Consider the following 25,019-nt stretch of genomic DNA (forward strand, 5'->3'; position numbering starts at 1 on the left):
GGGAAGAGCGTCCCGCCGGGCCTGCCGGCTTCGTCCAGCCTAAGGCACCCGAACCCATGTCAAATCGAGCCTCGGTGGTGGTGTGGCGGGTCCGTTGTGGGCGGGTTGTGCGATGTGGCTGCTTGCCGGGAATGCCGCGCTGGGCCGGCGCTCTCCCCCGAACGCCGGCCCAGCGGGTTGGGTGGCTTTCCCCCCTGGTTCCCCCCACCAAGAGCCACCCGGCGCCGATCCCGACTCGTGTGATCAGCGCGCTTCCAAGTTCCCACGACTTCGTGCGGTTGAGCTAAACAGCGGCTAAACCCGGGAGGTCAAGGCTTCAAGAGCCGTTCGGACCAACATCGCCCGGGGTGAGCCGAGGCGTTCGAACAGCCGAAGCGATTCCGCCAGCTCGGCTTGCGCGGCAACGCGTTCGCCCCGTTTGACCAGGACCGATCCGAGCACTTGGCGGCCGAACGCCTCCTCGAACTGCATCGAGCCGCCGTGGGCCAGTTCGACGCCCTGGCGGGCGTGCTCCTCGGCTTCCGGTAACAGGCCCAGTTCGGCGTACAGCTCGGCCAGGTTGTTCAGCGCGACCGCGTAGGCGCGTTCGTCGCCGTTGCGGTGGTAGATCTCCATCGCGAGGAACTGGTGCCGGGCCGCGCGTTCCCGCTGCCCGAGACGTTGCTCGACCTGGGCGAGGTTGTTGAGGACCGTGGCCTCGCCGAGCGCGTCACCGTCCCGGCGGGCCAGTTCGACGGCTTCCCGGTGGTGGCCCAGGGCTTCCTCCACCCGTCCCTCGGCGACGAGCGCCAGGGCGAGTTGGTCGAGGGTCATGACCAGGTAGCGGGGTTCGCCCAGCTCGACCGCGATGCGGTGGGCCAGCTCGGCCTGGTCGAGGGTGCCGCGCAGGGCGCCCGCCCGGTTGTTGATGTCGTGCATGGCGTTCAGCACGAGCATCTCGCCGCGACGGTCGCCGATGACGCGGGCCGACGCCAGGCCGAACTCGGCCATCGGCCGCCACTCGCGGCTCACGAGCCTGGTCACGCAGTAGGTGTGCACGAGGCGGACCAGTTGCCAGACCTGCTCGTGCAGCCCGGCTTCGGAGCCCGCGTGCACGAGGGCGATGAGGTTGGACCACTCCTTGTCGAACCAGGACAGGGCCTGGGCGGACGTGGCGGGGCGCGCGCCGGCGACCTCCCCGGTGAAGTCGAGGCCGTCGGACGCCGGCCGGATCAGCCGCCGGGCGTGGTCGCAGGCGCACAGGTAGTGGTCCATCAGGCGGCGCAGGCCGCGCTCGCGGTCGGTCACGACGCCGCGCGCGTAGAGGCGGACGAGGTCGTGCAGGACGAACCCGCCCCGCCACTGCTCCACGAGCAGGTGGGCGTCGGCGAGGTCGGCGAGCCGGGCGGCGGCCGTGCCGAGGTCGATGTCGCAGACGGCGGCGATGCTGTGCGGGCTCACCCAGCGGCCCGGCACCAGGCCGGCGGCGCGGAAGGTCTCGGCCAGTTCGGGCGGGAGGTTGCGGTAGGACACGGCGAGCGCCCGCTCGACGCCGACGCCGGTGTCGGCCAGGTCCAGGGTGCGCAACCGGGAGTCGTCGTCGGACAGTTGCGCGACCAGGGCCTCGACCGTCCACTCGGGACTGAACACGAGCTTGGCGGCGGCGATGCGCAGGGCCAGCGGGAGGTTGCCGCACAGTTCCACGAGCATCCGGACGGCGGCCGGCTCCTGGTCCGACAGCGGTTTGCCGACGACCTCGTCGACCAGGCGGATCGCTTCCTCGTCGGACAGCGTGTCGAGGGTGAGCATCCGCGCGCCGTTGCTGACCACCAGGGACTCCAGGCGGCGGCGGCTGGTCACCAGGACCACGGAGCCCGCGCCGGGCGGGAGCAGCAGGCGGACGTGCTCGGGGTCCCAGGCGTCGTCCAGCACGACCAGGACGCGGCGCTTGGCGAGCACCGACCGGTAGAGGCCGACCCGGTCGTCCAGGTCGCGCGGGACGCCGTCGGCGGGCACGCCCAGCGCCAGCAGGAACCGGGACAGCACCTCGGCCGGCTCGACCGGGTCGCGGTCGGGCGCGAAGCCGTTCAGGGACGCGAACAGCAGGCCGTCGGGGAACTGCTCGGCCCGCCGGTGCCCCCACGTGACGGCGAGCTCGCTCTTGCCGATGCCCGCCGCGCCGTTGACCACCGCGATGGTGGTGGCGGACAGGTCGCGGCCGTCGCACAGGCGGTCCAACCAGCCCAGCTCCTCGTCGCGGCCGATGAACCCGCTGGCCGCGGCGGGCAGCTGGGCCGGCACGACCACGCCGGGGCGCGGCGGCACGAGCGCCGGCTCGGCCGGGCCCGGCGAGCTGAGCGCCGGGTCGTCGCGCAGCACCTGCTCGTGCAGGACGCGCAGGCCGGGGCCGGGGTCGATGCCCAGCTCGTCCACGACCCGGCGGTGGAAGCGCTGGTAGGCCTCCAGCGCGTCGGCGCGCCGGCCCGACCGGTACAGGGCGCGCATCATGTGGCCCACGAGCCGTTCCCGGAACGGGTACTCGTTCACCAGCTGGCGCAGCTCCCCCACCAGCTCCAGGTGGCGGCCCAGCTCCAGCTCGGCCTCGATGCGCTCCTCGAGCGCGGCGAGCCGCAGCTCCTCCAGGTCGGTGGTGACCGGGTCGCCCGGCACGTCCGCGAGCACCTGGCCGCGCCACAGGCCGAGGGACTCGCGCAGCAGCTGGGCCCGGATCGGCGCGGGCTTGCCGCGGGCGCTCGACACCAGCTGCCTGGCCCGGTGGAAGTCCAGCCGCCACGGGTCGACCGAGAGCTGGTAGCCGGGCGGGGTGGTCAGTATCCGGGCGGAGCCGGCCGGGTCGGCCTCCTCCAGCATCCGCCGCAGCCGCGACACGTAGCCGTGCACGATCGTCCTGGCCGTGGCCGGCGGGTCGTCGCCCCACAGGCTGTCCACGATCTCGTCGATCGGCACGACCCGGTTGGCCTCCAGCACGAGCATCGCGAGCAGGCCGCGCATCCCCTTGCGGCCGATGACGAGCTGTCGGCCGTCCGCGAGCACCTGCAACGGTCCGAGGACGCCGAACTCCAGCCCGCTCTTGCTCCGGTCAGCCATGCCCCTCCCCCGCCTGGTGTGCTTCTGGCTCGGTCACTGGATCAGGTGCGTCGGAGGCCCCGTTGGATACCTGTGAGTAAATGTTGCTTGCTCAACTAGTCGTGCTGCCATGACCGGACGGGCGTCCGGCGGCTAGGGTTTTGGCCCCGGACGTCCCGGCCGAGTTCTGGGCGAGTGCAGGAGGGCGAGTGCCGCGCGAGCCGATGAACGTGGTCGACCGTGGGGCCGCCTGCCTGTTGGGCGGCGCGCTGGGCGACGCCCTCGGCGCGCCCGTCCAGTACCTCGGGTGGGCCGACATCCAGCGGGACCACGGCCCGGAGGGCGTGCTGGAGCCGCCGCGCCCCGCGCTGGTCACCGACGACACCCAGCTCACCCTGTTCACCGCCGACGGCTACCTGCGCGCCTGGGTGCGCGGTCGGAACACCGGCGAGTGGGACCCGATCGAGGTCGTCTGGCAGAGCTACCGGCGCTGGCTGACCACGCAGCAGGTCGCCGCGCCGGAGCCGGGCGCGGTCGGGCTCGTGGGCGACGAGCGGCTGTACTCCAGCCGGTCGCCGGGCCTGACGTGCCTGCGCGCGCTGGCCGCCGACACGCCGCCGACGCCCGAGCAGCCGCACAACGAGTCGTCGGGCTGCAACGGCGTCACGCGCACCGCGCCGGCCGGGTTCGCGCCGAGCGCGGAGATCGCCTACGACCTGGGCTGCCGGTTCGCCGCGCTGACCCACGGCGGCACCGGCGGGTGGGTGTCCGGCGGCGCGTTCGCGCTGCTCATCCATTTGCTGGCGGTGCGCGGCCGACCCGTGCGCGAGGCGGTGGACCAGGTCATCGGGCGCGTGCTGCGCGACGACCCGTACACCGCGAACACGCTGAACCGGGCGGTCGTGTTCGCCGACGAGCACCGGGCGCTCGGCTTCGAGTCGGTGCGGGTCGACCGGCTGGGCAGCGGCTGGACGGGGCCGGAGGCGCTGGCGATCGCCGTGCACACGGTGCTCGTGTACCCGAAGCGGTCGCAGTTCGTGGACGCGGTGCGCGCGGCGGCCAACCACTCCGGCGGCAGCGACGCGACGGCCGCGCTGACCGGGAACATCCTGGGCGCGCTGCACGGCACGGAGGCGTTGCCGAGGGACTGGCTGGCGAACCTCGAACTGGTGGACCTGCTCACCCGCCTGGGCGCGGACCTGGGCCGCTCCGTGGTCGGCCACGAGTTCGACTACAGCCAGTACGCATGAAGCCGGCCTCGGCACGCACGTTCCCGAAAGCGTGCGACCGAGGCCGGCTCTCCACGCGGTCTGCGCAGGAACACGCCCCGAGCGCGGAACCCGGCTGACCTGGCCGTGGAGCGGGAAAACCCGTGGCGGAACCGTAGCAGAGCGCGTGTGAGTGGTCACAGCCGGCCCACCCCTTGTCCGTCAGGACGGCCGGTCGTCGTCGTCCGCCGGCTCCGGCGGGTCGTCGTCCCGGTCGTCCACGCCGTACCGCTCACGCGTGCGTTCGGCGTGGTCCGGGGCGTCGTACCGCTCCAGCAGGTCCGCGACGTCGCGGCCGGACAACGGGTGGTCCTCGGGTTCGAAGGGGGCGTCGTCGGCGGCCTCGCCGACGGTGAACGGCGACAGCGGCGCGCCGGAGGCCAGCCGACGCCGCAGTCCCTCGTCCACCTCCCGGTCGCCCGCCGCCGTGAGCCGGGCGGGCGTGCCGATCAGGTCGCGCGCCTGCCCGGCGTTGTGGGCGAACCACCACACCACCACGCCGCCCGGGGTCGGCACGTCCCGCCCGAGGTGGGCGCGGACCGCGCGTTCGGCGGCGGCCTCCTCGTCCCACGCGCGCCGCCGCTCGCGGAGGTCCGCCGGTGCGGGTTCCAGCCGCACGTCCGTCGCCCAGGCCACCACGTGCCGTCCCGGGTCGTCCTCCCGTCGGGCCAGGAGGTCGGCCAACGCCTGCGTCGCGTCGGCGTCCCCCGGATGGCGACGGACGGTGAACCGCAGCGCGCGCTGCACCACGGCGTCCACGGCCACGGCGCCGGGCGCGGCGTGGTCGGCGGCGTCGGGGTGCGGCCGCCAGTGCACCGTGCAGGCGAACGTGAACCGGCGGTCGGGCAGCGCGCTCGGCAGGCTGACCGGCGGCAGCGCCCGCCACTCCGGCGCGGGCGGCACGGGCTCGCGCTCCTCCTGCCGCCGGGTCCCGGCCCGCGACCACGCCCGCCGGCGCCGGGCGACGGCCGCCGCGGCGACGAGCGCGAGCATCACGAGCGCGATCACCCACACCGCGATCGCGGCTCCGGTCGTGCCCTCGGTCATCGGCGGTCCTCCCCCGGTCGGTCGGCGGGCGCGGGCCGGCGCCCGCGCAGGGGGACGCCGGCGACGGCCCCGGCCCCGGTGACCGTGGCGACGCCGTGCCCCGCGACCGGTCGTTCCCCCTGGTCGTCGCTCGACCCCCGCGACCGGCAGGCTCCCGCTTCGGCGGCCGCCGGGGTGTCCGCCGCCGGACACTTCGGCTGTGGCGCGTGTCACACTCCGGCGTGCCGCTTCAGCGCGTCCGGGTCGGCGATCACCAGCCGCGGGCCGGGCCGCAGCGCGCCCCCCTCCTTCAGCCGCTGGAGGTGCAGCGCGACCGTGCTGCGGGCCAGGCCCAGCGCGTCGGCCACCTCCCGCTGCGAGAACGGCACGCGCGGGCTGCCGTCGTCGGCGAGCGACACGATCTCCAGCAGCAGGCGGGCGATCCGGCGTTCCGGCGGGAAGTGCACCAGCTGGACCTGGTAGGGCACGGCCTGGGACAGCTTCGACACGACGTAGTCGGTGAGCGCGCCGTGCGCGCGGTGCTCGTCCAGGAACGCGTCGAAGGCCGCCGCCGGGAGCACCCGCGTGGCGCAGCGGTCGACCGCGCGCACGGACGCGGTGCGCGGACCCGCCGACCGGACCGCGATCTCGCCGAGCAGGTCGCCCGGACCGCGCAGGGTGATCAGCAGCTGCCCGCCGTCCGGCTCCGCGCCGAGCACCTTCACCCGGCCGGACACGAGCGCCAGCACGGTCGTGCCCGGGTCGCCCTGGCGCAGCAGCCACGAGCCGGGCGGGTGCACGCGCGCCACGCCCCGGTCGAGCAGCGCCCGCCACCTCGTCTCCCCCAGCAACGCCCGGAAACCCCGCGGTGGTGTGGCAGGTGAGCCGGTCACCCACCACTGTCTACCGCAGCCGGGCGCGGCGCACCGCGCCGGTCCGCTCCCGGTCGCGAACCTGTCGGCGAGCTGTTGATCGTCACGCCGCCCGGCCGAGCGCTTCGCCCGCCGCGCGGGGGTGTCGCACCATGGGCGGGTGGACAAGGGCACCCCGGTTCGACTGCTCGTGGTGGACGACGAGCCGCACATCGCGGACCTCGTCGCGACGGTGGCGCGGTACGAGGGCTGGCAGGCGGTGACCGCGGGCAGCGGCGAGGCCGCGTTGCGGACCGCCGCCGACCTCCGCCCCGACATCATGGTGCTCGACCTGATGCTGCCCGACCTGGACGGCTTCACCGTGCTGGACCGGCTCCGGTCGTCCGGGGCGATGGTGCCGGTGGTGTTCCTGACCGCCCGCGACGGCACCGCCGACCGGGTCGCGGGCCTGACCCGCGGCGGGGACGACTACCTGGTCAAGCCGTTCTCGGTGGAGGAGCTGATGGCCCGGCTGCGGGCCGTGCTGCGGCGCTCCACCGGGCCCGCGTGGAAGCGGTCCGTGCTCGAGGTGGCCGACCTCGCCCTGGACGAGGACACCCGCGAGGTCCGGCGCGGCGGCCGGCTCGTGCCCCTCACGCCGACCGAGTACGAGCTGCTGCGCTACCTGATGCGCCGCTCGCCCGCCGTGCTGACCAAGGCCCAGATCCTCGACCACGTGTGGGAGTACGACTTCGGCGGCCGGTCCAACGTGGTCGAGCTGGTCGTCTCGCACCTGCGGCGCAAGCTGCACGACGGCGGCGCGCCGCTGATCCACACCGTGCGCGGCGTGGGCTACGCGCTGCGCCGGGCCGCGGAGTGACCCGCCGGCTGCGCCTCGGCACGCGCCTCGCGCTGGGCCTGGGCGCGCTGGCGCTCGCGGTGTTCGCGGTCGTCGGCACGGTGATGGCGCGCAGCATGCAGGACTACCTGGCGCACCGGCTGGACGACCAGATGGCGACCACGCAGTCCTCGCTGAAGAAGGACCTCGCCCGGAACGGCACGATCAAGGGCAAGGCGTACGGCTGGTTCTCGGTCGTCTACGACGTGCGCGGCGGCGAGGCGGTCCCGCGCAACGGCGAGGACCTGCCCGACGACGACCACGAGCTGACCGCGGTGGCGCTGGACGTCCGGGGCCAGGACCCGGTCTACCGCACCGAGCACCTGCGCGGCGACGGCACGTACCGGCTGCGCGGCTGCCCGGTGTCCGACGAGGTGGTGCTGGTCAGCGCCGCGCCGATGAACGACATCACCACCACGGTGCGGCGGCTCGTGCTGGTGGAGGTGGCCGCGTTCCTGCTGGCCCTGGTGGCGTTCGTGGTGATCGGGCGGGCCGTGCTGCGGCGCGGGCTGAAGCCGTTGAGCGACATGGCCCGCACCGCGCACGACATCGCGTCGCACGACCTGACCGACTCGGCCCGGCTGCCGGTGCGCGCGGAGGGCGGCGACGGCGGCGCGGAGGTCGAGGAGCTGCGCACGGCGTTCAACACGATGCTCGACCACATCGACACGTCGCTGGCCGCCCGCGCGGCCGCCGAGCAGCGGTTGCGGCGGTTCATCGCGGACGCGTCGCACGAGCTGCGCACGCCGTTGACGTCGATCCGGGGCTACGCGGACCTCTTCCGGTACGCGGCGGCGAACGCGCCCGGGGAGCGCGAGGCGCACCTGGAGAAGCTGCGGTCGGAGGCGGCGCGGATGAGCGTGCTGCTGGACGACCTGCTGCTGCTCGCCCGGCTGGACTCGGCGGAGGTCGAGACGCCGTTGCGGTTGGCCGAGGGCGACCTGGCGGCGGTGGCGCGGGAGGCGGCGGACGCCTTCCGCGCCGCCCACCCGACCCACCCGCTGGCGCTGTCCGTGCCGGACGGGCCGGTGCGGCTGGTGTTCGACCCGCTGCGGCTGCGGCAGGTGGTGGACAACCTGCTCGCCAACGCGGCCCGGCACACACCGGCGGGCACGGCGGTGTCGCTGTCGGTGTCCGCGGAGGACGGGTCGGCCGTGCTGCGGGTCGAGGACGCGGGGCCGGGCATCCCACCGGCCGACCGGCCCCGCGTCTTCGACCGCTTCTACCGGGTGGACGACTCCCGCACCCGCGACCGCGGCGGCAGCGGCCTGGGGCTCGCGGTGGTGGACTCGCTGGTCGCCGCGCACGGCGGCGCGGTGGAGCTGACCGGCGGGCCCGGGTCCACCGCCTTCACGGTGCGGCTGCCGCGCTGACCCGCCGGGGCGATCGACCTCTATAGCCTGTCCGACCGTGGGCGGGCTGCTGCGGCGGGTGCGGGCGAGGCTGGACTACGCGGCGTTCATCGGCGCGCGCGAGTGGCCGGTGCTGGTCGCGGGCGTGGGCGTGCTCCTGGGCGCGGTGACCGTGCTGCCCAGCTCGTTCGGGGTGGTGCTGTCGGTCGTCGCGCTGGTCCTCGGCGTCACGACCTTCGCCCGGGACGTGCGGCTGACGCGTGCCCGCTGGTCGGCCCACGAGTTCTCGGTGATCGCCGCCCCGTTCCCGCACGCCGAGGTGCCGCCGCCCGCCCGCTACCCGGATGCCCGGTACCTCGCGGTGCCCGGCCGCGGCACGGCGCTGGTCAGCGACGAGCTGGACGAGGCCGTGCGCGGCGCGGACCGCCCGGTCGAGGTGCTGGAGGAGCCGTACCGGCTGCCGCCGTTCCTGCGGGCCACCGCCCCGCACGTGCTGCCGCTCCGGGCTCGCGGGCGGACGCTGTTCAACGGCCGGGTCGTCGGGCTGCTCGACGAGCCCGCGGGCACGGGGCCGGTGCGGCTGCGCCACGCCCGGTTCTTCGACGGCGAGTGCTCGAACGAGCTGTGCTCGCTGCGGATCGTGGACCGCGCGTCCGGCGAGGAGTTCGACCCGCGCCGAAGGCTGCTCACCGACCCGGAGGGCCGGGTGCGGCCGCTCGCGGGCAGCGAACTGGCCGACCTGGTCGGCATCTCCACGATCGCGACGACCACCGACGACCACCTCGTGCTCGTCGTCCAGTCGCAGCGGAACACCGCCAGCCCGCTGCTGCTCGCGCCGTCCGGCAGCGGGACGCTGGAGCCCCGCGACCTCGCCGGCACGCTGCACGCGTCCGTGCGCGCCGGCATGGAGCGCGAGCTGCGCGAGGAGACCGGCCTGCGCGCCGAGGAGATCGGCTCGACCCGCGTGGTCGGTTTCGCCCGCTGGATGGAACGGGGCGCGAAGCCGGAGTTCTTCGGCGTCACCGCGCTCACGGTGAGCAGCGCGGACGTACGGGGACGCCGCGCGAAGGGCGCGGAACGCCTCTACAGCTCGCCCGTGCTGGTCGTGCCGTTCGACCTGGCGGCGGCGGGACGGCGGCTCGCCGCCGGCGCGGACCTCCTGGCGTGCGTGCCGGAGAGGGTCCGCGACGACGGTTCGCTGCCGCTGCTGCTCGCGATCAGGGCCGCCGCTTCAGCGGGCGCTCGATGACTCCGCCCACAGGTCGATGCCGGAGTCGACCGCGTGCACGTCGATCCGCTCCAGCTCGTCGTCGGTGAGCGGCGGGCCGTCCAGCGCGGCCACGTTGGCCTCCAGCTGCGCCACGCTGCTCGCGCCGATGAGCACCGAGGTGACCCGCTCGTCGCGCAACGCCCAGGTCAGCGCGAGCTGCGCCAACGACTGCCCGCGGCCGGCCGCGATCTCGTTCAGGGCGCGCACGTGCGCGAGGTTGGCCTCGCTGAGCAGGTCACCGGACAGCGACTTGCCCTGCGTGGCGCGGGAGCCCTCGGGCACGCCGTCCAGGTACTTGTCGGTCAGCATGCCCTGCGCCAGCGGCGAGAACGCGATGCAGCCGACGCCCAGCTCGCCCAGCGCGTCCAGCAGGTCCTCCTCGATCCACCGGTTGAGCATCGAGTAGGAGGGCTGGTGGATGAGCAGCGGCACGCCCGCCGAGCGCAGCAGCTCGGCCGCCTCGCGGGTCTTGCCGGCCGAGTAGGACGAGATGCCCACGTAGAGGGCCTTGCCCTGCTGCACGGCGCTGACCAGCGCGCCGACCGTCTCCTCCAGCGGCGTCTCGGGGTCGAACCGGTGCGAGTAGAAGATGTCGACGTAGTCCAGGCCGAGCCGGGACAGCGACTGGTCCAGTGAGGACAGCAGGTACTTGCGGGAGCCCCACTCGCCGTAGGGGCCGGGCCACATGTCGTAGCCCGCCTTGGTGGAGATCACCAGCTCGTCGCGGTGGGGGCGCAGGTCGTCGGCCACCATCCGGCCGAAGTTGACCTCCGCCGAACCGTAGGGCGGGCCGTAGTTGTTGGCCAGGTCGAAGTGCGTGATGCCGAGGTCGAACGCCCGGCGCACGATCGCCCGGCCCGTCTCGTAGGGCCGGTCGTCGCCGAAGTTGTGCCACAGCCCGAGTGACACGGCGGGCAGCTTGAGTCCGCTGCGCCCGCACCGTCGGTAGGTCATCCGGTCGTACCGCGAGGCGTCGGGTAGGTAGGCCATGCGCTCACCTTGACACGCCGCACGGCGGCACGCGGCACGGCGCGACGGCCCGGTTCGGCGGTCGCGGTTCGGCCCGGCGGCCCCGGGCGGGGGTGGCCTGCGGGACGGCTCGCGGCCCGGCGGCGGGCGTGGGCGGGGTCCGTGACGCCGGAGGTGGGCGTGGGTGGTCGCGGGGGTCGGGCCGCCGGTCGGCGCGGCACCGGGCACGCCGGCGGTATATGATCTTGAACCTGCGGCCTGACCAGGGTCTTCCCGGTCGGGACCGTCCCACTCGGAGCCGGTGGCGGGACTTGAACCCGCAACCTTTCGCTTACAAGGCGAGTGCTCTGCCAATTGAGCTACACCGGCGTGGCCCGGAGGCCGGGAACATCGTAAGCGCCCGCACGGGGTGCTACCTGCGGCGAACGGTCTGCTCACGGTGGGCCGGCGTTGGTCCGTCCGGAGGTCGCGGGTACCGTCCGGGTGGCGTCGGGAACCCGTATAACCGCTGGCCAGCGCCATCAACAGTGATGAACGCACAGTGATCGAATCACCTGGTCAAGGTACCCCTTACGAGGGTGGCGCATACCACAGCTACGGGTGTGGCACGGTCGGGCGTGGCGGGCACGAGCGAAGGAGGTGACGCCGGGTGCGGCTGTGGCGCCGGCGGTCGCGGGACACCGGGCCGGCCCGACCGGTCGAGGGACCGTCCCTTCCGGACGACTCCACCGTCCACCTGGTACTCGACCTGGCGCTGCGCGTCGGCGAGGCGCAGATGGCGGGCGGCGCGGGCGCGGCCGACGTGACGGCCACCATCCTGTCGGTCGCGGCCGCGTACGGCCTGCCGCACACCGAGGTGGACGTCATCTACACGTCGGTCACCGTGACCTGCCACCGCGGCACGGAGGCCGCCCCGGTCACGTCCATGCGCGTGGTGCGCAACCGGGGCGTGGACTACACCCGGCTCGCGGCGGTGGAGGACCTGATCCGGCGGATCGTGGACAAGCGGATCACCGCCGCGGACGCGTCCGCCGAGATCGACCGGATCAGCCGCGCCGGCCACCCGTACCCCCGGTGGGTCGCCACGCTCGCGTGGGCGGGCATGGCGGGCGCGGTGGCGTTCCTGGTCGGCGGCGGCCCGCTGCTGGCCGGCACGGCCGCGGCGGTGACCGCGCTGATCGACCGCGTCGGCCGGCTGCTCAACCGGCGCGAGCTGCCGTTCTTCTTCCAGCAGGTGGTGGGCGGCGCGCTGGCCACCACGGTGGCGATGGTGATGTACGCGACCGGCGCGGCCCCGTCCCTGCGGCCGTCCCTGCTCGTGGCGACCGGCATCGTGGTGCTGCTGTCCGGGCTGTCCCTGGTCGGCACCGTCCAGGACGCCATCACCGGCTACAACGTCACCGCCGCCGGCCGCACGGTGGAGGTCGCGCTGCTCACCGCGGGGCTCATCGCGGGGGTCGCGCTCACCCTGCGGGCGGGCGTGCAGTTCGGCGTGCGGACGACCATCACCGAGCCGCTGCCGCCGCTGATCTCCGACGTGCCGGTGCAGCTCCTGGCCGGCGCGGCCACGTCCGCGTTCTTCGCCCTGGCCAACTACGCGCCGCCGCGCACGCTGCCCATGGCGGCCGCCGCGGGCGCGCTCGGCGCGAGCACGTTCGGCCTGCTCACGCTGGTCGGCGTCAACACCGTCACGGCCGCCGCCGCGGCGGCCACCCTGGTCGGCTTCGGCGGCACGGTCGTCTCCCGCCGGCTGAAGACGCCGCCGCTGCTCGTGGCGGTGGCCGGCATGGTGCCGCTGCTGCCGGGCTGGACCATCTACCGCGGCCTCTACCAGCTCACCGCCGAGGCGGACGCGACGGGCATCTCGACCCTCGCGCTGGCCGCCGGCACGGCCCTCGCGCTGGCGAGCGGCGTCGTCCTGGGTGAACATCTGGGGCGACCGGTCCGCACCGGTCTCCGCCGGTTGGCGGCCCGTTCCCGCCGCTGAGGTGCTGAACACCGCGTTTCCAGGTGAGATCGCCCACCTGACGGTCTTTCGTCAAGTCAACACAGTGTGACGGGCCTGACGACAGGGCATCCAACCTGCGGTTTCCCACTAACCTCGACGGTGGGCGAGACGAATCCCTTAGGAGGCGCTACCCGGTGAGCAGCATTGGCGAGAACGGCGCGGACTTCCTGGTCGTGGCCAACCGCCTACCGGTTGACCTGGAGCGCCTGCCGGACGGCACGCAGCGCTGGAAGCACAGCCCCGGCGGCCTGGTGAGCGCCCTGGAACCGTTCCTGCGCACGCACAGCGGCGCGTGGATCGGCTGGCCCGGCATCCCGGACGCCGAGGTGGACGCGTTCGAGGAGGACGGCCTGCAACTGCACCCGGTGACGTTGAGCGCCACCGAGGTCGCCGACTACTACGAGGGCTTCTCCAACGGCACGCTGTGGCCGCTCTACCACGACGTGGTCGCGCCGCCCGCGTTCCACCGGCGGTGGTGGAACGCCTACGTGCGGGTCAACCAGCGGTTCGCCGACGTGACGGCGAAGGTCGCCGCCCAGGGCGCGACCGTGTGGGTGCAGGACTACCAGCTCCAGCTCGTGCCGGCGATGCTGCGCGAGCTGCGCCCGGACCTGCGCATCGGCTTCTTCCTGCACATCCCGTTCCCGCCGGTGGAGCTGTTCATGCAGCTGCCGTGGCGCACGGAGATCATCCGCGGGCTGCTCGGCGCGGACCTGGTCGGCTTCCACCGGCCCGGCGGCGCGCAGAACTTCCTGTGGCTGGCCCGCCGCCTGGTGGGCCTGGAGCCGAGCCGCGGCGCGGTCGGCGTGCGGACCCGGCCCGGTGTCGTGCAGGTCGGTGACCGCACTGTGCGGGTAGGGGCATTCCCGATTTCCATCGATTCCGCGGGACTGGACGCGCTGGCGCGCGACAAAGAGGTCCAGAAACACGCCCGGCAAATTCGCGAAGACCTCGGGAACCCGAAGAAGATCCTGCTCGGCGTGGACCGCCTGGACTACACCAAGGGCATCGACGTGCGGCTGCGCGCGCTGCACGAACTGCTCGCCGACGGCCGGGTCGACCCCGCCGACGTGACCATGGTCCAGCTCGCCACGCCCAGCCGCGAGCGCGTCGAGCACTACAAGCAGATGCGCGGCGAGATCGAGCAGGCGGTCGGCCGGATCAACGGCGAGTTCTCCACCGTGGGCCACCCCGTGGTCCACTACCTGCACCAATCGGTCAACCGGCGGGAGTTGACCGCGTTCATGTCGGCGGCGGACGTCATGGTGGTGACTCCGGTGCGTGACGGCATGAACCTCGTCTGCAAGGAGTACGTCGCCACGCGCTACGACCTCGGCGGCGCGCTGGTGCTCTCCGAGTTCGCCGGCGCGGCGGCCGAGCTCACGAGCGCGTTCCTCGTCAACCCCCACGATCTGGACGGCGTGAAGAACGCGTTGGAAGCCGCCCTCACGGTGGATCCGGCGGAAGGCCGCCGTAGGATGCGCGCGCTGCGCCGCCAAGTCCTCACGCACGACGTCGACCGCTGGGCTCGATCGTTCCTTGATGCCTTGGGCGCGCAGTCCACGATCTGAATCAGTTCAGACGAGAATACCCACCCTGTCCCACCGAGCATTGAGGAGGGGCGTTGACCGCCGAGGCCCTCCCCGCCGAACTTCGTCGTGCGATCGTGCAGTTGGCACGCACACCGCGCCTGCTGGTCGCCTGCGACTACGACGGGACATTGGCTCCGATCGTGGCCAACCCAGAGGACGCCCGCCCGCTGCCCGAGTCGGTGGGCGCCCTGCGCTCCCTGGCCGGTCTGCACGAGACGACGACGGCGGTGATCTCCGGGCGCGCGCTGCGCGACCTGGCGACGCTGTCGCGCCTGCCGTCCGAGGTGCACCTGGTGGGTTCCCACGGATCGGAGTTCGACGTCGGCTTCGTCCACGCGCTGGACGCCGACGCCAAGCAGCTCCACCGCCGCCTGGAAACCGAGTTGGAGGGCATCGTCGCCGGTCACGACGGCGTTGGCCTCGAGGTGAAGCCCGCGAGCATCGCGGTGCACGTGCGCCGCGCGGACCCCGCCGTGGGGGAGCGGGTGCTGGACGCCGTGCGCACCGGACCGGCCACCTGGGACGGCGTGCAGGTCACCGAGGGCAAGGCCGTGATCGAGCTGGCCGTGGTGCAGACCGACAAGGGCCACGCCCTCGACGTCCTGCGGCACCGCGCGTCGGCGACCGCGGCCGTCTTCGTCGGTGACGACGTGACCGACGAGAAAGCGTTTGCCCGGCTGAGCGGGCCGGACGTCGGCATCAAGGTCGGCGACGGCGAGTCGCTGGCCCAGTACTCCGTCTCCGACACGCTCGACGTGGCCACCGTGCTCGCGTTCCTGCTGGAGGAGCGGCGCGCGTGGCTGCACGGCGACCAGGCCGTGCCGATCGAGCGGCTGACCATGCTCGCCAACGAGCGGTCCGTGGCGCTGCTGACCCCGGACGCCCGGGTCAACTGGCTGTGCCACCCGGAGCCGGACTCGGCGGCGGTGTTCGCCGACCTGCTCGGCGGGCCGTCCGCGGGCCACTTCTCGATCAAGCCCGAGCACGGCTCGCTGCCCCTGGGCCAGCGGTACGTGCCCGGCACGATGATCGTGGAGACCCGCTGGTCGCGCCTCCTGGTCACGGACTACCTGGACCACGACCTGGCCTCGCACCGCACCGACCTGGTGCGGCGCATCTCCGGCTCCACCAACGCGGTGATCACGTTCGCGCCGCGGCCGGAGTTCGGCCAGGTGCCGGTGCGGCTGCTGCGCGAGCGCGACGGCCTGCGGGTCGTCGGCACCTCGGACCCGATGGTGCTGCGCTCGCCCGGCGTCGACTGGCAGATCACGTCCGACGGCATCCAGGAGACCGCGACGGCGGTCGTGCGCCCGCGCGAGGGCGCGCCGATCCTGCTGGAGCTGCGCTGCGGCACGGACGACCTGTCCGAGGCCACCCTGGGCGAGCCGGAGCGGCGCGCGCGGGCCGGCGCGTTCTGGTCGGACTGGGCGGCGACGCTGAAGCTGCCGCCGGTCGAGTCCGACCTGGTGCTGCGGTCGGCGTTGACGCTGAAGGGCCTGGTGCACCACGACACCGGCGCGATCATGGCCGCGGCCACCACCTCGCTGCCCGAGGAGCTGGGCGGCATCCGGAACTGGGACTACCGGTACTGCTGGCTGCGCGACGCGGCCCTGACCGCCCAGGCCCTGGTGTCGGTCGGCTCGCTGGGCGAGGCGGAGGCGTTCCTCGGCTGGGTGCACGGGGTGCTGTCGACCCTGCCCGGCCCGGAGCGGCTGCACCCGCTCTACACGCTCCAGGGCACCATGCTGGGCGCCGAGGCGGTCATCGACACGCTGCCCGGGTACGCCGGGTCGCGGCCGGTGCGCGTCGGCAACCTCGCCAACCAGCAGGTGCAGCTCGACGTGTTCGGCCCCGTGGTGGACCTCGTCGTGCAGCTCGCCGCCGCGCGCGGCTCGCTGACCGACAAGGACTGGCTGATGGTGCAGGCGATGGCCGAGGCGGTCGCCCGCCGCTGGCACGAGCCCGACCACGGCATCTGGGAGGAGCGGCACGCCCCTCGTCACCACGTGTACTCGAAGGTCATGTGCTGGGTGACGCTCGACCGGGCGGTGAAGCTGGCCGAGGCGTACGGGCGCGACATCGACCCGTCGTGGCCGGTGCTGCGCGACACCATCGCCAACGACGTGCTCAAGCACGGGTGGAGCGAGGAGGCCCAGTCGTTCACCACCGCGTACGACGGCGACGACCTCGACGCGGCGTCGCTGCACGTCGGCCTGTCGGGCCTGATCGACCCGACGGACGACCGGTTCCAGGCCACGGTGACCGCGATCGAGGCCGAGCTGCGGTCCGGGTCCACCGTGTACCGGTACCGGCGCGACGACGGCCTGCCCGGCGACGAGGGCGGCTTCCACCTGTGCGCGGCCTGGATGATCGAGGCGTACCTGCTCACCGGGCGGCGCACCGAGGCCGAGGAGCTGTTCGCGCAGATGGTGGACGCGGCCGGGCCGACGGGCCTGCTGCCCGAGGAGTACGACCCGATCGCGGAGCGCTCCCTGGGCAACCACCCGCAGGCGTACAGCCACCTGGGCCTGATCCGCTGCGCCCAGCTCCTGGCGGCCGGCCGGTAGGCGTGGCACGACGGCGCCCGGCCACGCGGTCGGGCGCCGTCGGCTACTTCTTCAGCTTCAGCAGGTTCAGGGCCTCGTACAGGTCGTGCGCGACGAGCGCCCGCGTGCCCTGCGGCAGCGGCCCGGCGTCCGGCGGCACCAGGGCCTTGGTGAAGCCGAGCCGGGCGGCCTCGGTGAGCCGGCGGCCGACGCCGTTGACCCGGCGCAGCTCGCCGGACAGGCCCACCTCGCCGACCACCACCAGGTCGTGCGGCAGGGGCAGGTCGCCCGCCGCCGAGGCGACCGCCAGCGCCACCGCCAGGTCCACCGCGGGCTCGACGAGCCGCATGCCGCCGACCGTGGCGGTGAAGACGTCCTTGTTGCCGAGCGCCACCCGGCCGCGCTTCTCCAGCACGGCGAGGACCATGGCCAGCCGCGCCGAGTCCAGACCGCTCACCGCGCGCCGCGGCGCGGGCAGCGCGGTCGGCGCGACCAGCGCCTGCACCTCGCCCAGCATGGGCCGCTTGCCCTCCACGACGACCGTGACGGCGGTGCCGGACACCGCCTGGTCGCGGCGGTGCAGGAACAGGCCGGACGGGTCCGGCACGCCCGCGATGCCGTCGTCGCGCAGCTCGAAGCAGCCGACCTCGTCGGCCGGGCCGAACCGGTTCTTCACCCCGCGCAGCAGCCGCAGCGTCGAGTGGCGGTCGCCCTCGAACTGCAGCACCACGTCCACCAGGTGCTCCAGCACCCGCGGCCCGGCGACCGAGCCCTCCTTGGTCACGTGGCCGACCAGCACGACGGGCAGCCCGCGCTCCTTGGCGACCGCGATGAGGCCGGCCGTGACCGCGCGCACCTGGCTGACCCCGCCGGGCGCGCCGTCGACCGCGGGCGACGACATGGTCTGCACGGAGTCCACGATCAGCATGCTCGGCTTGACCGCGTCCACCTGGCCGAGGACGGCGGAGATGTCGCTCTCCGCGGCCAGGTAGATCTCGTCGTGCAGGTTGCCGGTGCGGTCGGCCCGCAGCCGCACCTGGCCCGCCGACTCCTCGCCGGTCACGTAGAGGCAGCGGCCGACCGACAGCGCCCACTGGTGCGCGACCTCCAGCAGCAGGGTCGACTTGCCGACCCCCGGCTCGCCCGCGAGCAGCACCACGGCCCCCGGCACCAGCCCGCCGCCGAGCACCCGGTCCAGCTCCAACACCCCGGTCGAGACGGCGCGCGCGGACTCGATGTCCACCTGCGCGATGGGGCGCGCCTCGCTGCTCGGCGTGCCAGCGAGGAACCGCGGCGCGGCGGAGGCGCCCCGCTCCTCCACCGTGCCCCACGCCTGGCACTCCGGGCACCGCCCGACCCACTTGGCCACCTCGTGCCCGCACTCGGCGCAGCGGTACGTCGGCCTGGCCACCCGTGCTGTCTTCGCCACGCCCCGGAGGCTATCCGTCGGCACCGACACCGACCGCGACCCGGCGACGCACGGCCCGGCGGCGCTGTGGCGCACGACCCGGCGGCCCGGCGACGCACGGCCCGGCGTCCCGGCGGCGCGCACGGCCCCGGCGTCCTCGCGGTGCACCACCCGGAACCCGGCCGGGGCACAGCCCGGAAGCCCGGCGCACGGCCCGGCGTCTCTCGCGGGAGCGGCGACTCCCCGGCCGTGACCGGTTTCACGCCTCCGGGTCGCCGCGCGGGGACCGGCGGTGACTCCCCCGGCCGCGAACGACCGCAGGGGCCCCCGGAACGGGGACCCCTGCGGGAACGATCAGGTGGTTCAGTGCTCCGAGGAGCCGTCGGGGCGCGGCTCGGGGCTCGCGCCGATCGGCAGCTGGAGGGTGACCTCGCCCGCCTTCTCGAACAGGAACGTGACCCGGATCGTCTCACCGGGCCGCAGCGGCTTGGTCAGGCCCTTCAGCACGATCTTCACCACGCCGGGCTCGGTCGGGTCCACGGACGACGGCAGCTTCGTCCGCGTCGTGGGCGGGTTCGAGATGGACGTGTTGTCGCCGGAGGTCGGCGTCGTCGAACCGGACGCCGACGACCCCGTCGTGGTCGTGGTCGTCGCGGCCGAGCCGGACGGCGTGGTGGTCGTGGTCGCCGTCGAGTGCGAGTCCGAAGGCGACGAAGACGACGTCGGCCGGCTCGTCGTGGTCTGGTGGCTGCCCGCGTCGTCCTGGTCCGCGCCGCTCACCACGGACGAGCCGGGCTCCAGCCGGGTGTCGCCGGTGATCTCGGCGGGCGCGGACGCCTCGCTGGTCACGCCCACCAGCGTGTCCACGTCGGCGCCGTTGTTCGCGATCACCACCACGATCGGCGCGGAGTCGCCCTGCTCGTAGGACCCGTGCGCGACCGGGAACAGGAACTGCGCGTCACGGACGGCGATGTCGCCCACCTGCCCGCTGGCCCCGTTGACGGCGGCCACCTGGGTGTCCGTCTGCGTGACCTGACCGGCGCTGCAACCTGCGGCGGCCAGGCCGAGGCCCGTCGCCAGGGCGGCCACGACGGCCAGGCGGCGCGGCGCTGTGGACTTCTGGAGTGCGCGATCCACGGCTGCTCGGATCCTTCCCGGTGTGCTGACGAGGCGGGGTCGTACCCGGTGGTAACGGGTCCCACCACCGGTGGAGGAGCCTAACGGGGCGCGCCCGGACCTGCGGCACGTGGTGCCCCGGAGGGGTCCGCGACCGTCCCGCGCACGTCCACTGTGGAGCAAGATCGACCCCGGGCGTTGCATGCGACCGGGTGATTTGTCAACCCCCTGCGCGGCCCTGACCAGCGCGAACCGATCTCCGGACGCCGAAGAGGGGATTGCTCGACGTGTTAGGATGGGGTTAGCGAAAGGGGCAGAGGACACATGGTTTTCAAGGTCGGAGAGACCGTCGTCTACCCGCACCACGGTGCCGCTCTCATCGAAGCAATCGAGACCCGTGTGATCAAGGGCGAGGAGAAGAAGTACCTCGTCCTCAAGGTTGCCCAGGGCGACCTCACGGTTCGCGTCCCCGCCGACAACGCCGAGATCGTGGGCGTGCGCGACGTCGTCGGCCAGGAGGGTCTCGACAAGGTCTTCGAGGTCTTGCGTGCTCCCCACACCGAGGAGCCGACCAACTGGTCCCGGCGGTACAAGGCCAACCTCGAGAAGCTCGCGTCCGGCGACGTGAACAAGGTGGCCGAAGTGGTGCGCGACCTCTGGCGGCGCGAGAAGGATCGCGGTCTGTCCGCTGGTGAGAAGCGGATGCTGGCGAAGGCTCGACAGATACTGGTTAGCGAACTGGCGCTGGCCGAGGGCACGGACGAGGACAAGGCCGAGGTCCTCCTCGACGAGGTCCTCGCCACCGCGTCCTGATCGTTCCACCCGACAAATCCGGAAACCGCGAACATGGGTGTGGTCGCGCTCGTGCCCGCGGCGGGCCGGGGTGAGCGGTTGGGCTACGGCATGCCCAAGGCGCTCGTGCCGGTCGACGGCGTTCCGCTGCTCGTGCGTGCGGTGCGCGGCCTGTTCGACTCCGGTCGCGTGCGGCACGTGGTGATCGCCGCACCCGCGTCCGATGTGGACGTGGTGAGAACCGTCACCGCCCCGTTGGCCCCGGCCGACGGGGCGGTTCACGTCGTGCCGGGCGGCGCCGAGAGGTCGGACTCGGTGCGCCTGGCCCTAACGTACGCGCTGCGCGAGGTCCCGGACACTTCGATCGTGCTCGTTCACGACGCGGCCCGCGCGTTCACCCCGCCGGCCGTGGTGCGGGCCGTGGCGGACGCCGTCGCCGCAGGTCACGAGGCCGTCATCCCGGTGCTGCCGGTCGCGGACACGGTGAAGCAGGTCGACGCGGGCGGTGTGGTGGTCGCCACACCGGACCGCGCGGCCCTGCGGATCGTGCAGACGCCCCAGGGTTTCGACGCCGCCGTGCTGCTGCGCGCGCACGAGGCCGCGCACCGGGCCGGCCTGGGCGCGACGGACGACGCGGGGCTGGTGGAGCGGCTCGGCGTGCCGGTCGCCACCGTCCCCGGCCACCCGGACGCGATGAAGATCACCACGAGGTTCGACCTGGCGGTGGCCGAGGCCCTGCTGGTCGGCGGCGGAGGAGAGCAGTGATCCCCAGGGTGGGCATCGGCACGGACGTCCACCAGGTGGAACGCGGCCGGGAGTGCTGGCTGGCCGGCCTGCGGTGGGACGGCGTCGACGGCTGCGCCGGCCACTCGGACGGCGACGTGGCCGCGCACGCGCTGTGCGACGCGCTGCTGTCCGCCGCCGGCCTGGGCGACCTGGGCTCGGTGTTCGGCACGAGCGACCCGCGCTGGTCCGGGCGGCACGGCGTCGAGTTCCTGGCCGAGGCGCGACGCCTGGTCGAGGAGGCCGGCTACCGGGTCGGCAACGCGGCCGTGCAGGTCATCGGCAACGCGCCCCGGATCGGCAAGCGCCGGGACGAGGCGCAGCGGGTGCTGTCCGAGGCGGTCGGCGGCCCGGTGTCGGTCAGCGGCACGACGACCGACGGCCTGGGGCTGACCGGGCGCGGCGAGGGCATCGCCGCGGTCGCCACGGCGCTGCTCGTGCCGGCGGCACTAGCCTGACCACATGTCGATCACCCTCAGCGCGGCGACCCGCGCTCTCCTCGACGGTCGGAACTACGCGGCGCTCGCCACGCTGAACCCCGACGGCAGCCCGCAGACATCGGTGGTGTGGGTGACCCGCGACGGCGACGACCTGCTGATCTCGACGCTGCGCGACCGCGCCAAGGCGCGCAACCTCGCCCGCGACCCGCGGGCCAGCGTGAGCGTGTGGAGCAGCGACGACGAGGAGCGGTACGCGGAGATCCGCGGCACCGTGACGATCACCGAGGACGTCGGCCGCGCGGTGACCAACGCCCTGGCCCACAAGTACCACGGCCGGGACTTCCCGCCGGACGCCCCCGGCCACGTCCGCGTGGTGCTGCGGCTGACGCCGGAGAAGGTCACCGGCAACGCCGCCTAGCCGCAGCGGTCCCATCATCCCGACATCCCGCCCCGGCTCCCGGGCGCGGGGGTCGCGGTGAGCCTGGTCTCGGTTCGCCGGCTTCCCGAGACCTCGGAGGTCCGGACCACGTAGCGTGGTTCCGTGACGATCCGCGCCGTGCTGTTCGACTTCTCCGGCACCCTGTTCCGCTTGGAGCACGAGTCGCTCGCCGCGCACGCCGCGCTGATGCGCGCGCTCACCGCGCCGGTCGGCGTGGCGGACGGGCTCGACGTCGACCCCGAGCAGTGGGAGCGCCGCGACCTCGACCCCGTCGCCCACCGCGACCTGCACCTCGCGGTGCTCGCGAAGGCGGGGGCCAAGGACCCGGCCCGCTTCTACGCCGACCTGTGCAGCCCGCCGTTCTGGCAGCCGTACCCGGACACGGCGCAGGCGCTGGGCACCGAGCTGCCGACCGCGGTCGTGAGCAACATCGCCTGGGACATCAGCGCCGTCTTCGCACGTCACGGCGTGGACACGCGGGTGGACGAGTACGTCCTCTCCTACCGGGAGGGCTTCGTCAAGCCGGACCCGAAGATCTTCCGGATCGCCTGCGACCGGCTGGGCGTGCACCCCAGCGAGGCGCTGATGATCGGCGACAGCGCGGAGGCCGACGGCGGCGCGGCGGCGATCGGCTGCGCGGTCGAGATCGTCGAGCCCCTGCCGACGGGCAGCCGGCCGGACGCGCTCCTGCAGGTGCTCCGCAAGCACATTTGACCGGGCGATTCAACCCCGTGTGGTCAACGCCCGTACCATTCTCACGTGAGCCTCCACCTCTTCGACACCGCGACCCGGTCCATGCGGGAGTTCGTCCCGCAGGTCAGTGGAACGGCGTCGATCTACGTCTGTGGGGCCACGGTGCAGGGCGTTCCGCACATCGGCCACGTGCGCAGCGGCCTCAACTTCGACGTGCTGCGCCGCTGGCTGGGCCGTGACGGCTCGACCGTGACGCTGGTGCGCAACGTCACCGACATCGACGACAAGATCCTGGCCAAGGCCGCCGAGCACGGCGCCGAGTGGTGGGACTGGGCGTACCGGCACGAGCGCGCGTTCGACCAGGCCTACGACGCGCTGGGCTGCCTGCCCGCGTCGTACTCGCCGCGCGCGACGGGCCACGTCACGCAGATGGTCGAGCTGATGGAGCGGCTGGTCGAGAAGGGCCACGCGTACGCCGCCGACGGCGACGTGTACTTCTCGGTGACGTCGTTCCCGGAGTACGGCGCGTTGTCCGGGCAGAAGCCCGACGAGGTGCACCAGGGCGAGTCCGCCGCGACCGGCAAGCGCGACCCGCGCGACTTCACGCTGTGGAAGGCGGCGAAGCCGGGCGAGCCGTCGTGGCCGACGCCGTGGGGTCCGGGCCGGCCGGGCTGGCACCTGGAGTGCTCGGCGATGGCGACCGCGTACCTGGGCGGCACGTTCGACATCCACGGCGGCGGCATCGACCTGATCTTCCCGCACCACGAGAACGAGCAGGCGCAGTCGCGGGCCGCGGGCGACGGGTTCGCCCGGTACTGGATGCACAACGCGTGGGTGACCCTCAGCGGCGAGAAGATGTCGAAGTCGCTGGGCAACACGGTGTCGATCCCGGCGATGCTGGAGCGGGTGCGCGCGCCCGAGCTGCGGTACTACCTGGTTGGGCCGCACTACCGGTCGGCGATCGAGTACTCCCCCGAGGCGTTGGGCGAGTCCGTGTCGGCCTACCGGCGGATCGAGTCGTTCCTGCGGCGCGTGGTGGAGCGGACCGGGGCGATCGGCGCGGAGGGCGAGCTGTCGCCCGCGTTCGTGGCGTCGATGGACGACGACATGGGCACGCCCGGCGCGTTGGCCGCGATCCACAAGCGGGTCCGCGAGGGCAACACGGCGCTGGAGTCCGCGGACGACCTGGGCGCGCGGGCCGCCGCCGAGTCGGTGCGGGCGATGACCGGCCTGCTCGGGTTGGACCCGCTGTCGCCGCTGTGGCACGACGCCGCCGCGGGCGGCGCGGGTGGGCGCGCGTTGGGCGTGCTGGTGGAGCGGCTGCTGGAGGAGCGGTCGCGGGCCCGCAAGGAGCGGGATTTCGCGCGCGCGGACGCGCTGCGCGATCACCTCCTGCTGGCCGGTATCGCCGTCGAGGACACCCCCGACGGTCCGTTGTGGACGTTGAAGGACGACTGAGCTCGTGGCTGGTAACTCCAAGCGCCGGGGCGCGATGCGCAACCCGGGCTCCAAGAAGGGCGCGGTCGTCGGTTCCGGCGGGCAGAAGTCCAAGGGCCTGCAGGGCAAGGGCCCGACGCCGAAGGCGGTCGACCGCCCGAACCACCCCGCGCACCGGCGGGCGGCCGCGGCGGCGAAGGCCGAGCAGGTCCGCGCGCAGCGGCGCAAGGCGGCCGAGAACGGCCCGGAGACCGTGGCCGGGCGCAACCCGGTGGTCGAGTGCCTGCGGGCCGGGATCCCGGCGACGGCGCTGTACGTGGCGCTGGGCATCGACGCGGACGACCGGGTCGCCGAGGCGGTGCAGCTGGCGGCCACGCGGGGCATCTCCGTGCTGGAGGTGCAGCGCGGCGAGCTGGACCGCATCACCGGCGGCGCGGTGCACCAGGGCCTCGGCCTGCAGGTGCCGCCGTACGAGTACGCCGAGCCGCGCGAGCTGCTGCGGATCGCGAACCAGTCCGGCCGGCCGCCGTTGCTGGTGGCGTTGGACGGCGTGACCGACCCGCGCAACCTGGGCGCGGTGGTGCGGTCGGCGGCGGCGTTCGGCGCGCACGGGATCGTGCTGCCGCAGCGGCGTTCGGCGGGGATCACCGCCGTGGCGTGGCGGACCAGCGCGGGCACGGCGGCGCGGATGCCGATCGCGGTGGCGACGAACCTGACCCGGCAGCTCAAGGAGTGGGCCGAGGCGGGGCTGATGGTGGTCGGCCTGGACGCGGACGGCGACGTCGACGTGGACGGCCTGGACCTCGCCACCGGCCCGCTGGTGGTCGTGGTGGGCTCGGAGGGGCGCGGGCTGTCGCGGCTGGTCAAGGAGACGTGCGACCAGACCGTGTCCATCCCGATGGCGGCCGGCGTGGAGTCGCTGAACGCCTCCGTGGCCGCCGGCGTGGTGCTGGCCGAGATCGCCCGCAGGCGTCGCCTGGACGTCCGCGCCTGAGCCCTGCTCCCCCCGCCCACGCCCGGCGGGTGCCGCCGCTCACGCTCGCGGCTGCCGCCGTTCGCGCCTAC

The 25,019-nt window shown here is 73.9% G+C and carries 20 protein-coding genes and 1 tRNA gene; 14 read left to right on the top strand and 7 right to left on the bottom strand.

The genetic code is table 11. The annotated features are described in order from the left end of the window. Positions 1 to 294: 294 nt before the first annotated feature. Positions 295 to 3,087 (bottom strand): BTAD domain-containing putative transcriptional regulator, encoded by a 2,793-nt coding sequence (locus tag ACFXGA_RS17495; protein ID WP_378088983.1) that lies wholly within the window; start codon positions 3,085 to 3,087, stop codon positions 295 to 297. Positions 3,088 to 3,275: 188 nt separating this feature from the next. On the opposite strand from ACFXGA_RS17495, the gene ACFXGA_RS17500 reads away from it, so the two are divergent. After that, positions 3,276 to 4,316, top strand: a complete 1,041-nt coding sequence (locus tag ACFXGA_RS17500; protein ID WP_378088986.1) for an ADP-ribosylglycohydrolase family protein — start codon at positions 3,276 to 3,278, stop codon at positions 4,314 to 4,316. Positions 4,317 to 4,496: 180 nt separating this feature from the next. On the opposite strand, the gene ACFXGA_RS17505 is transcribed toward ACFXGA_RS17500, so the two are convergent. After that, positions 4,497 to 5,381, bottom strand: coding sequence for a hypothetical protein (locus ACFXGA_RS17505; RefSeq protein ID WP_378088988.1), 885 nt, complete (start codon positions 5,379 to 5,381; stop codon positions 4,497 to 4,499). Between the two features lie 209 nt (positions 5,382 to 5,590). Further along, positions 5,591 to 6,253, bottom strand: a complete 663-nt coding sequence (locus tag ACFXGA_RS17510; RefSeq protein WP_378088991.1) for a Crp/Fnr family transcriptional regulator — start codon at positions 6,251 to 6,253, stop codon at positions 5,591 to 5,593. Between the two features lie 139 nt (positions 6,254 to 6,392). Here ACFXGA_RS17510 and ACFXGA_RS17515 point away from each other — a divergent pair, with 139 nt between their 5' ends. From ACFXGA_RS17515 to ACFXGA_RS17525, 3 genes are read left to right on the top strand one after another with little or no spacing between them, the layout of a single operon-like run. Next, a complete protein-coding gene (locus tag ACFXGA_RS17515; protein ID WP_378088994.1) occupies positions 6,393 to 7,091 on the top strand; it encodes a response regulator transcription factor in 699 nt (232 codons plus the stop codon). Next, entirely contained in the window at positions 7,088 to 8,482 is a 1,395-nt protein-coding gene (locus tag ACFXGA_RS17520) for a sensor histidine kinase (RefSeq protein ID WP_378088996.1), read from the top strand. The genes ACFXGA_RS17515 and ACFXGA_RS17520 overlap by 4 nt, the downstream gene beginning before the upstream one ends. 37 nt (positions 8,483 to 8,519) lie before the next feature. After that, positions 8,520 to 9,710 carry a hypothetical protein gene (locus ACFXGA_RS17525; protein ID WP_378088998.1) on the top strand — a complete coding sequence of 397 codons (1,191 nt, stop codon included), beginning with the start codon at positions 8,520 to 8,522 and terminating at the stop codon, positions 9,708 to 9,710. Here the strand turns inward: ACFXGA_RS17525 and mgrA are convergent. Both mgrA and ACFXGA_RS17535 read right to left on the bottom strand, forming a co-directional pair. Next, on the bottom strand, positions 9,693 to 10,721 hold the full coding sequence (mgrA, locus tag ACFXGA_RS17530; protein WP_378089000.1) for an L-glyceraldehyde 3-phosphate reductase: 1,029 nt from the start codon (positions 10,719 to 10,721) through the stop codon (positions 9,693 to 9,695). The genes ACFXGA_RS17525 and mgrA overlap by 18 nt on opposite strands. Positions 10,722 to 10,996: 275 nt before the next feature. Continuing rightward, a tRNA-Thr gene (locus tag ACFXGA_RS17535) sits at positions 10,997 to 11,069 on the bottom strand. A gap of 280 nt (positions 11,070 to 11,349) precedes the next feature. Here ACFXGA_RS17535 and ACFXGA_RS17540 point away from each other — a divergent pair. The 3 genes from ACFXGA_RS17540 to otsB all read left to right on the top strand — a co-directional run bounded on the left by ACFXGA_RS17540 (position 11,350) and on the right by otsB (position 16,867). Further along, positions 11,350 to 12,687 carry a threonine/serine exporter ThrE family protein gene (locus tag ACFXGA_RS17540; RefSeq protein WP_378089002.1) on the top strand — a complete coding sequence of 446 codons (1,338 nt, stop codon included), beginning with the start codon at positions 11,350 to 11,352 and terminating at the stop codon, positions 12,685 to 12,687. A gap of 155 nt (positions 12,688 to 12,842) precedes the next feature. After that, complete coding sequence (locus ACFXGA_RS17545) at positions 12,843 to 14,279, top strand: trehalose-6-phosphate synthase (RefSeq protein WP_378089004.1); 1,437 nt, start codon at positions 12,843 to 12,845, stop codon at positions 14,277 to 14,279. Positions 14,280 to 14,332: 53 nt separating this feature from the next. Beyond that, on the top strand, positions 14,333 to 16,867 hold the full coding sequence (gene otsB, locus ACFXGA_RS17550; RefSeq protein WP_378089006.1) for a trehalose-phosphatase: 2,535 nt from the start codon (positions 14,333 to 14,335) through the stop codon (positions 16,865 to 16,867). Positions 16,868 to 16,910: 43 nt separating this feature from the next. Here the strand turns inward: otsB and radA are convergent, their stop codons facing one another. Beyond that, a complete protein-coding gene (radA, locus tag ACFXGA_RS17555; protein WP_378089008.1) occupies positions 16,911 to 18,275 on the bottom strand; it encodes a DNA repair protein RadA in 1,365 nt (454 codons plus the stop codon). Between the two features lie 342 nt (positions 18,276 to 18,617). Beyond that, the gene (locus ACFXGA_RS17560; protein ID WP_378089010.1) at positions 18,618 to 19,391 is read right to left on the bottom strand and encodes a hypothetical protein; all 774 of its coding nucleotides are present in this window, start codon (positions 19,389 to 19,391) and stop codon (positions 18,618 to 18,620) included. Positions 19,392 to 19,694: 303 nt separating this feature from the next. Here ACFXGA_RS17560 and ACFXGA_RS17565 point away from each other — a divergent pair, with 303 nt between their 5' ends. The 7 genes from ACFXGA_RS17565 (at position 19,695) to rlmB (ending at position 24,948) form a co-directional block, all read left to right on the top strand. After that, positions 19,695 to 20,183 (top strand): CarD family transcriptional regulator, encoded by a 489-nt coding sequence (locus ACFXGA_RS17565; RefSeq protein WP_012782996.1) that lies wholly within the window; start codon positions 19,695 to 19,697, stop codon positions 20,181 to 20,183. A gap of 33 nt (positions 20,184 to 20,216) precedes the next feature. Continuing rightward, positions 20,217 to 20,927: a 2-C-methyl-D-erythritol 4-phosphate cytidylyltransferase gene (gene ispD, locus ACFXGA_RS17570; RefSeq protein WP_378089012.1), complete on the top strand. Its 711-nt coding sequence runs from the start codon at positions 20,217 to 20,219 to the stop codon at positions 20,925 to 20,927. Next, positions 20,924 to 21,403 carry a 2-C-methyl-D-erythritol 2,4-cyclodiphosphate synthase gene (ispF, locus tag ACFXGA_RS17575; RefSeq protein ID WP_378089014.1) on the top strand — a complete coding sequence of 160 codons (480 nt, stop codon included), beginning with the start codon at positions 20,924 to 20,926 and terminating at the stop codon, positions 21,401 to 21,403. The genes ispD and ispF overlap by 4 nt, the downstream gene beginning before the upstream one ends. Positions 21,404 to 21,407: 4 nt before the next feature. Beyond that, the gene (locus ACFXGA_RS17580; protein WP_378089016.1) at positions 21,408 to 21,803 is read left to right on the top strand and encodes a PPOX class F420-dependent oxidoreductase; all 396 of its coding nucleotides are present in this window, start codon (positions 21,408 to 21,410) and stop codon (positions 21,801 to 21,803) included. Positions 21,804 to 21,926: 123 nt separating this feature from the next. Continuing rightward, a complete protein-coding gene (locus ACFXGA_RS17585) occupies positions 21,927 to 22,538 on the top strand; it encodes an HAD family hydrolase (RefSeq protein ID WP_378089018.1) in 612 nt (203 codons plus the stop codon). 45 nt (positions 22,539 to 22,583) lie between these two features. Beyond that, on the top strand, positions 22,584 to 23,975 hold the full coding sequence (gene cysS, locus ACFXGA_RS17590; protein ID WP_378089020.1) for a cysteine--tRNA ligase: 1,392 nt from the start codon (positions 22,584 to 22,586) through the stop codon (positions 23,973 to 23,975). A gap of 4 nt (positions 23,976 to 23,979) precedes the next feature. Continuing rightward, positions 23,980 to 24,948: a 23S rRNA (guanosine(2251)-2'-O)-methyltransferase RlmB gene (rlmB, locus tag ACFXGA_RS17595; RefSeq protein WP_378089022.1), complete on the top strand. Its 969-nt coding sequence runs from the start codon at positions 23,980 to 23,982 to the stop codon at positions 24,946 to 24,948. Positions 24,949 to 25,019: the final 71 nt, after the last annotated feature.

Source organism: Actinosynnema sp. NPDC059335 (assembly GCF_042752395.1).
GTDB lineage: Bacteria > Actinomycetota > Actinomycetes > Mycobacteriales > Pseudonocardiaceae > Actinosynnema.